The organism is Acidovorax sp. (assembly GCF_022763525.1).
In the GTDB taxonomy this organism is placed as follows: domain Bacteria; phylum Pseudomonadota; class Gammaproteobacteria; order Burkholderiales; family Burkholderiaceae_C; genus Acidovorax.
This window is the reverse complement of the sequence record NZ_JALEGG010000193.1, coordinates 1-8,268: the sequence shown is the minus strand read 5'-3', so window position 1 is coordinate 8,268 and position 8,268 is coordinate 1. Positions and strand designations below refer to the sequence as shown.

The window sequence follows — 8,268 nt, the reverse complement described above, 5'->3', positions numbered from 1 at the left end:
GCGCAGGGGCAGATCAGCCCAGCCCTGGCTGGGTTGCCTGCAGTGGCAGCGGGCGGGCAGGGCGGGCTGCTGGATGTGGTGGCGGACACGGCGTTTGTCCGCAACCGCCGCATCTTCTTCTGTTACTCGGAACCCGCCGCTGCTGGCGCGCGCGGCAACAGCACGGCGCTGGCCAGCGCCATGTTGTCCGACGATGCACGCAGCCTGCAGGACGTCAAGGTGCTCTTCAGCCAGCGGCCCAAGGTGGAAAGCTCCCTGCATTTCGGGTGCCGCATCGTGCAGACGGCAGACGGCCATCTGTTTCTGGCCCTGGGTGAGCGCTACCACCGCAAGGACGACGCCCAGAAGCTCGACAACCACCACGGCAAGGTCATCCGCATCACGGTGGACGGGGCCGTGCCGCCGGACAACCCCTTCCGCAGCCAGGCCGGCGCCCTGCCCGAGATCTGGAGCTATGGCCACCGCAACCCCCAGGGCGCCACGCTGGGGCCGGACGGCAAGCTCTGGATGCACGAGCACGGGCCGCAAGGTGGCGATGAAATCAACCTGCCGGTGGCGGGCCGCAACTATGGCTGGCCTGTCATCACCTATGGCGAGAACTACGGCGGCGGCAAGATGGGCGAGGGAACCGCCAAGGCAGGCATGGAGCAGCCTCTGCACTACTGGGTGCCTTCCATCGCCCCGTCGGGAATGGTCTTCCTTACCAGTACCCGCTATGGCACCGCGTGGCAGGGCAGCCTTTTTGTGGGATCGCTCAAGTTTGGAACGCTGCACCGGCTGGAAGTGGCGGACGGGCGGGTGCAGCGGGAGGAAAAGCTCTTGCAAGGCAACGGCGAGCGCATCCGCGATGTGCGCCAGGGGCCGGATGGGCTGCTGTATCTGTTGACCGATAGCCCCCAGGGGCGGCTGCTGCGCCTGCAGCCGCAGTAGCGCCGCTGTCGCAGCCCTCGGAGTCTGCGCGGCAGAAGGGGCCACGCAAACTCCAAACGGAATTGATCTGGGTCATGATGGCCCGAAGATCTGCCCGCGGAATGCGCTTGCCCCGGGGTGGACCGGAGGCCGCCCGGGCGAATTCCGGTTTAGGCTGGCGTCATGCAACCCGCGCCCTCCCTGCCTTCTTCGACTGCTGCGTCCCCGATACCTTTCCTGGCCCCGAGCGAAGCCCCTGATGCGAGCGCGCCCAGGGTGGAGGAGGAGCCGCCCAGGTCCCAGCTCGCGCTTCGGCGGGTGGCTATCGACACCTGGCGCGAAAACGTGGCCTACCTGCACCGTGACTGTGCCGTTTACCGGGCCGAGGGCTTCCAGGCCCTGTCCAAGATCGAGGTGCGCGCCAACGGCCGGCGCATCCTGGCCACCGTGAATGTGGTGGATGACCGCACCATCGTGGACTGCCACGAACTGGGCCTGTCGGAAGATGCGTTCGCGCTGCTGGGTGTCGACAACGGCCACACGGTATCGGTAGCACAGGCCGAGCCGCCCGAGTCTATGGGCGCGCTGTTCCGCAAGATCGCCAGCGAGCGCCTCACGCGCGAAGACTTTGGCGCCATCGTGCGCGACATCGCCAACCACCGCTATTCCAAGATCGAACTCACGGCCTTTGTGGTGGCGTGCCACCAAAGCGAACTCGACCGCGAAGAGGTGTTCTTCCTGACCGACGCCATGGTGGCCAGCGGCACGCGCCTGGACTGGCACGAACCCCTGGTGGCGGACAAGCACTGCATCGGCGGCATCCCCGGCAACCGCACCACGATGCTGGTGGTGCCCATCGTGGCGGCGCACGGCATGCTGTGCCCCAAGACGTCCTCGCGCGCCATCACCTCGCCGGCCGGCACGGCGGACACCATGGAAGTGCTGGCCCAGGTGGAGCTGCCGCTCCCGCAGCTGGCGGGCATCGTGCGCGATCACCGCGGCTGCCTGGCCTGGGGCGGCACGGCCCACCTCTCGCCCGCCGACGATGTGCTCATCTCGGTGGAGCGGCCGCTGTCCATCGACTCGCCCGGTCAGATGGTGGCTTCCATCCTCTCGAAAAAGGTGGCGGCTGGCGCCACGCACCTGGTGCTCGACATCCCCATCGGCCCCACCGCCAAGGTGCGCTCCATGCCCGAGGCGCAGCGCCTGCGCCGCCTGTTCGAATACGTGGCCCGGCGCATGGGGCTGTCGCTGGACGTGGTGATCACCGATGGCCGCCAGCCCGTGGGCAACGGCGTAGGCCCGGTGCTGGAGGCGCGTGACGTGATGCGTGTCCTGCAGAACGACCCCCGCGCCCCCGACGACCTGCGCCAGAAAGCCCTGCGCCTCGCGGGGCGCCTGATCGAATGCGACCCCGACGTGCGCGGCGGCGACGGCTACGCCATTGCCCGCGACATCCTGGACTCCGGCAGGGCGCTGGCGCGCATGAACGCCATCATCGCGGCGCAGGGCAGCAAGGGGTTTGACCACAACCACCCGGCCCTGGGCGAACTCACGCTCGATGTGGTGGCGCCCGCCGCCGGCGTGGTGGCGGGCATCGACAACTACCAGATCGCCCGCGTGGCCCGGCTGGCGGGTGCACCCAAGGTTCCCAGCGCAGGAGTGGACCTGCTGCGCAAGCTGGGCGACACCGTGGAAGCGGGCGACTTGCTGTACCGCGTGCATGCCATGTACCCCGCCGACCTGGAGTTTGCCCGCCAGGCCTGTGCGCGGGACAGCGGCTACCGCCTGGGTACGGCCGCGCAGGTGCCCCGCGTTTTCGTGGAGTTTTGATGTGACGACCTCGCCAGCCTGCCCTGCCTGCCTTCTGTACTTTGACGACGAGGCCGCGCCCGCGCAGCGACTGGCGCAGGCCGCCACACTGCCGGCCTGGGCCATCGACCGCCACCGCTTTCCCGATGGGGAGCTCAAGCTGCGCCTCCCCGTGGATGCCGCGGGCCGCCTGCCGCCGCGTGCCGTGCTGCTGCGCAGCCTGCACCAGCCCAACGAAAAGCTGATTGAGCTGCTGCTGGCCGCCCGCACCGCGCGCGCACTGGGCGCAGAGCACCTCACGCTGGTGGCGCCGTACCTGGCCTACATGCGCCAGGACATGGCTTTCCAGCCGGGCGAGGCCGTGAGCCAGCAGGTGGTGGGCGGCTTCCTGGCGGGCCTGTTCGACGCCGTGGTCACGGTAGACCCGCACCTGCACCGCATCGACACGCTCGCTCAGGCCATTGCCGTGCCCCACGCCCTGGCGCTCAGCGGCGCGGAACCCCTGGCCGACCTGATCGCGCAGCGGCGCCCCGGCGCGCTGCTGGTGGGACCCGATGGCGAATCGGCCCAGTGGATCGCCCAGGCCGCTGCACGCCACGGCTTTGACCACGCCGTGTGCACCAAGGTGCGCCATGGCGACCGCGACGTGGCCATTGAACTGCCGCCCCTTGATGCCCAAGGCCGTGCCGTGGTGCTGCTGGACGACATGGCCAGCACGGGCCGCACGCTGGCGCTGGCGGCGCGGCTGCTGTGGCAGGCGGGCGCCGCATCGGTGGATGTGGCCGTGACCCACGCGCTGTTCGCGGGCGATGCGCTGCAGGCCTTGCGCGAGGCGGGCGTGGGCGAGGTGTGGAGCACCGACTGCATTCCCCACCCCAGCAACGCCGTGCCCATGGCCGGGCCGCTGGCGCGGGCGCTGCGACAATGCGGCGTTTCGTGCTGAGAATCCTCAACCATGCTGCTTGACGCCACAGAATCCCAACTCGTCCTGGTGGATTACCAGGAACGCCTGATGCCCGCCATCCACGAAGGCCCCGCCGTGCTGGCCAACGCCCGCCGCCTGGCCGAGATCGCCCGCATGCTGGACGTGCCCGTGTGGGGCACCGAGCAAAACCCCTCGCGCCTGGGCCCCAACGACGCCGCACTGCGCGCCGCCTGCCGCAAGACCCTGGCCAAGATGCACTTCAGCGCCGCCGAAGAAGGCCTGGGGGAATGGCTGCGCCCACCCGCCAAGCCCCAGCAGGGCGGCAACGCCCGCAGCCTGCCCAAGCATCTGCAAAAGCCGGCCCCGCTGGCGGCAGAGCGCGGCACCATCGTCATCGCAGGCTGCGAAGCCCACGTGTGCCTGCTGCAGACGGCGCTGGATCTGATCGACGACGAGCTCGAGGTGTGGGTGGTGACCGACGCCTGCGGCTCGCGCACCGAGCGCAACCGCGACGCCGCCTTCGACCGCCTGGCCGGCGCGGGCGCCGAGCTGGTGACCACTGAGATGGTGGCGTTTGAATGGCTGGGCAGCTGCGAGCACCCGGCGTTCAAAGATGTGCTGGGACTGATCAAGTAACCCTGGCCTGGGGTGTTTTATGGCTGCGGCGCTTGATGATCAAGCGCGAGCAGCTATAAATTATGTAGCTAATGGGCGGCTGCGCTGCCGCGCCGCCGCGCTTCAGGCGCCCTGCAGGTGCAGTGTGCGCGTGGCCACGGCAGCGGCCAAGTGCGCGTCGTGGGTCACCAGCATCAGCGCGGCGCCTGTCTCTTGCGTGGCGCTCAGCAGCGTCTCGATGGCCTCCTGCTGCGTGATCGGATCCAGCCGCGAGGTTGGCTCGTCGGCAAACAGCAGCGCGGGCTGGGCCGTCAGCACGCGAGCCAGGGCGATGCGCTGCAGCTCGCCGCCGGACACCTGCTCGGGCTTGCGTGCCAGCAAGTCCTCCGGCACCCGCAATTGCGCCAGACGGCGCTGCACGGTCTTCCAGTCGCAGCGGTGCAACCGCGCCGCATCGCGCAGCGACTGGGCCAGGCTGATGTGCGGAGCGAACGAGCCCACCGGATCCTGGTAGAGCTTTTGCAGGGCGTGCGGGCGCAGCCGCGCGCTGCGTTCCACCCGGCCGCTGTCGGGCGCCAGCAGGCCCAGCAGCACATTGCCCAGCGTGCTCTTGCCGGTGCCGCTCGGGCCTTGCACGGCAATGCGTTCGCCGCTGCGCACTTCCAGGTCCATGGGCGCAAACAGCTGCTGCGTGCCATAGGCTTTCGAGATGCCGCTGGCCTGCACCACCGGCTCGCCCACCGCAGGCTGCGCGAACGGCAGCCAGCGGGCCGGGTCGGCGCCAATCAGCTGGCGGGTGAAGGGGTGCGCTGGCGCGGCCATCACCTTGCCGATGTCGCCTTGCTCCACCGCCACCCCGTGGCGCAGCACGATGACCTGGCCACCCAGCGCGTGCGCCACCTGCAGGTCGTGGGTGATGGTGAGCAGGCAGCCGCCGGATGCCAGCACCCCGCGGAACAGCACCACCATGCGGTCGCGCCACTGCGCATCCAGGCCTTTGGTGGGCTCGTCCACCATCAGCACCGGGGCGCCGCCTGCCAGGGTGATGGCGGCCACGGCGCGCTGGGCCATGCCGCCCGAGAGCTGCCAGGGGTAGTGGTGGGCTGCGTCGCCCAGGCCCGCATCGCCAAGCACCTGGCGGGCCTGTGCGGCGGCGGCGCTGGCGGTGCGCCGATCCAAGAGGCGATAGACCTCAGCCAGCTGCGGTGCTACCCGCGCCAGCGGGTTGAGCGCCAGCGAGGGCTCCTGCGGCAGCAGGGCCAGCTTGCGACCCCACAGCGCGCGGCGGGCCGCAGCGTCGTCTGCGCGGGTGGCGATGCCGTCCAGCGTGATGCGGCCGGTGGCCCGCAGGCCAGGCGGCAGGTTGCCCATGATGGCCTGGGCCAGCAGCGACTTGCCGGCGCCGCTTTCGCCCACCAGGGTGAGGGCTTCGCCCGCGCGCAGCGCAAACGAGATGCCGCGCAGCAGGTGCTTGCCGCCGACCTGGATGCCCAGGTCTTCCACCGCCAGCAAGGTGTCGGATTTCAAAGGCGTGGTCATGCGGTCTCCCGGTCGGGGTTGAGCAGCATCATGGCGGCCACCAGCCACACCAGCAGGGCGGTGGGGGCGGCAATCAGCCACGGGGCTTCTTCATAAAAGGGCATGGCCTCGGTCATCATCAGGCCCAGCTCGGGCGTGGGCGGCTGCATGCCCACGCCCACAAAGCCCAAGGCGGCCAGCGCCAGCACGGCCTGCGACGTGGTGAAGGCCAGCAGCGTGCCCAGCGTGGGCGCCAGCGCGGGCAGCAGGTGGCGGCGCAGCACATAGCCGCGGCCAAAGCCCAGCAGGCGCGAGGCCTGCACGGCATCGCCCGCCAGCACGGGCCGCGCCACGGCGCGGCTCACGCGAAAGTACTCCACCCACAGCGCGGCCGACAGGCCTGCATACACCGCCCACAGCGCGCCCGGCGCCAGGGCCGCAAACAGCAACACCAGCAGCAGGCCGGGGATGGCCAGCACCGAATCCGCCAGCATGAGCAGCGCCCGTTCGGTGCGCCCACCGCGCCAGGCGGCCGCAATGCCCAGCAGCGTGCCCGGCACTGCGGCGCTGAGGGCTGCCAGCAACGCCAGGCCCAGCGACAGCCGCGCCGCATGCGCCAGCCGAGCCAGGGCCGAGCGGCCGAGTACATCGGTGCCCAGCCAGTGCTGCGCGCCGGGGGCGGCCAGCGTGTTGCGCAGGTCTTGCTCTACCGGGCTGCCGGCGAGCCAGGGGCCCAGCAGGGCGAACAAAGCCAGCATGGCCAGCATCGCGCCGCCCAGCAGGGTGCGCCAGGCCCGGCGGAAAGGGCGCGGGGGGGCAGACGGCTCTGCCTCAGCGCCCCCGTGGAGCTGGCTTTGCCAGGCCACTGGGGTGCGTCCCCCCTTGTGGGGGATGGCGCTTAGCGACTCAGGGGGGCTACTCATCTCGCCACCTTGCGCGAATGCCGGGGGTCGAGCGCCAGGCAGGCTGCGTCCACCAGCAGGTTGAACACCACGAACATCAGCCCCATGCACAGCGCCGTGCCTTGCACGACGGGGATGTCGCGCCCGAACACGGCATGCACCAGCGCATGGCCGATGCCCGGCCAGGCAAAGATGGTCTCGACCACCAGCGCGCCTTCCACCAGGAACAGCGCCTGCACGCCCAGGTAGGCCGTCACCGGCACCGCGGCGTTGCGCAGGCCGTGGCGCACCAGGGCCTGCACATCGCTCAGGCCCTTGGTGCGGGCAAACTCGAAGAAGGGCGATTGCACCACCTCCCGCATGGCCGCGCGCGCCACGCGGGCCAGCCCTGCGGCCAGGCCCAGCCCCAGGGTGATGGCGGGCAGGACCACGCTGGCCTGGCTCTCGCCGCCGCCCGCCGGCAAAAAGCCCCATTGCACCGCCACCACCAGGATGAGCAGCACGGACAGCAGAAACGGCGGCATGGCCCGCAGCGCCACGGCCGCCAGCCAGGTGGCGCGGTCCACCCAGCCCCGTGGGTGCAGGCCCGCCCACAGGCCGGCCGGCAGGCCCATGGCAAAGGCCACGGCCAATGCCGCCGCCGACAGGTGCAGCGTGGCGCCCAGGTGGTGGGCAACTTCTTCCCACACCGGGCGCTGCGACACCAGCGACTGGCCCAGGTTGAACGTGGCCATGTCGCGCCACCAGTACAGCAGCGCCAGCCAGGCCGGGTGGTCCAGGCCGAGCTCTGCGCGCACGGCGTCGGCCGCCGCGTTGCTGACCAGGTCGTAGCCGTAGCGGCCCGCGGCAATGCGCGTGGCCAGGTCGCCGGGCAGCGCGCGCACCATGAAAAAGCACAGCGTGCCGATAAGCATCGACAGCGCCACCACCTGCACCAGCCGGCGCAGGAGCAGGCCCGCCCAGGGGGCGGAGAACGCGGCGTACGCGTTGGCTGAAGGAGACAGGGTGGTTTTCATGCGGCGTTCCATTCCATCGCGGTCAGACGGTACGAGCGCTCCAGCGGGTCCAGCGTGACGCCGGCCAGCCGCTGGCCCACGGCCACGTGCTGGCGGTACCACGCCACCGGGATCACGGGCAGCTCGGCCTGCAGCGCCTGGGTGACGGTGGCGCGCAGCGCGCGGGCGCGTTCGGGCGACGGGTTGGTGCGCATGAGCGCGTGCAGCGCCTGCACAACAGCATCGCTGTGCCAGCCCATGGCGCCCCAGTCGCCCCCGGTGGGCGAAAAATCGCCTGCCAGCGTGCCGGTCGGGTCGGGCACGTTGGCGTAGTTGCGCGCGGCCAGCGCCAGCTGCAGGCTTCCGTCGCGGTGGCCCAGGGGCACGTCGCCCGAGTTGCCGATGCTCACCTTCACCGCGATGCCCGCCAGGCGCCACTGCTCCTGCAGGGCCGTGGCAATGAGCTGCAGCTCCGGCCGGTCCAGAAAGGTGCGGATGACCAGCTGCAGCGGCTGCCCCGCTGGGTTGCGCAGGCCATCGCCGCTGCGCTGCCAGCCCGCCGCCTGCAGCAGTTGCGCAGCGGCTTGGGGGT

The 8,268-nt window shown here is 70.7% G+C and carries 8 protein-coding genes; 4 read left to right on the top strand and 4 right to left on the bottom strand.

What is annotated here, in order from left to right; all coding sequences use genetic code 11:
• From MRY84_RS14975 to MRY84_RS14960, 4 genes are all read left to right on the top strand, one after another.
• A partial coding sequence (locus MRY84_RS14975; RefSeq protein ID WP_291506501.1) for a PQQ-dependent sugar dehydrogenase occupies nt 1-930 on the top strand: 930 nt, incomplete at its 5' end.
• Nucleotides 931-1,185: 255 nt separating this feature from the next.
• Entirely contained in the window at nt 1,186-2,742 is a 1,557-nt protein-coding gene (locus tag MRY84_RS14970) for a thymidine phosphorylase family protein (protein ID WP_291506502.1), read from the top strand.
• Between the two features lies 1 nt (nt 2,743).
• The gene (locus MRY84_RS14965) at nt 2,744-3,664 is read left to right on the top strand and encodes a ribose-phosphate diphosphokinase (protein ID WP_291506500.1); all 921 of its coding nucleotides are present in this window, start codon (nt 2,744-2,746) and stop codon (nt 3,662-3,664) included.
• Nucleotides 3,665-3,676: 12 nt separating this feature from the next.
• Complete coding sequence (locus MRY84_RS14960; RefSeq protein ID WP_291506499.1) at nt 3,677-4,282, top strand: isochorismatase family protein; 606 nt, start codon at nt 3,677-3,679, stop codon at nt 4,280-4,282.
• A gap of 102 nt (nt 4,283-4,384) precedes the next feature.
• On the opposite strand, the gene MRY84_RS14955 is transcribed toward MRY84_RS14960, so the two are convergent.
• The 4 genes from MRY84_RS14955 to MRY84_RS14940 all read right to left on the bottom strand — a co-directional run.
• Nucleotides 4,385-5,800, bottom strand: coding sequence for an ATP-binding cassette domain-containing protein (locus MRY84_RS14955; protein WP_291506498.1), 1,416 nt, complete (start codon nt 5,798-5,800; stop codon nt 4,385-4,387).
• Nucleotides 5,797-6,702, bottom strand: a complete 906-nt coding sequence (locus tag MRY84_RS14950) for an ABC transporter permease (RefSeq protein ID WP_291506497.1) — start codon at nt 6,700-6,702, stop codon at nt 5,797-5,799. Before MRY84_RS14950 ends, MRY84_RS14955 begins: the two co-directional genes overlap by 4 nt.
• Complete coding sequence (locus MRY84_RS14945) at nt 6,699-7,697, bottom strand: ABC transporter permease (protein WP_291506496.1); 999 nt, start codon at nt 7,695-7,697, stop codon at nt 6,699-6,701. The genes MRY84_RS14950 and MRY84_RS14945 overlap by 4 nt, the downstream gene beginning before the upstream one ends.
• Nucleotides 7,694-8,268, bottom strand: a 575-nt coding sequence (locus MRY84_RS14940) for an ABC transporter substrate-binding protein (protein ID WP_291506495.1), incomplete at its 5' end; no start/stop codon positions are given. The genes MRY84_RS14940 and MRY84_RS14945, both read right to left, overlap by 4 nt.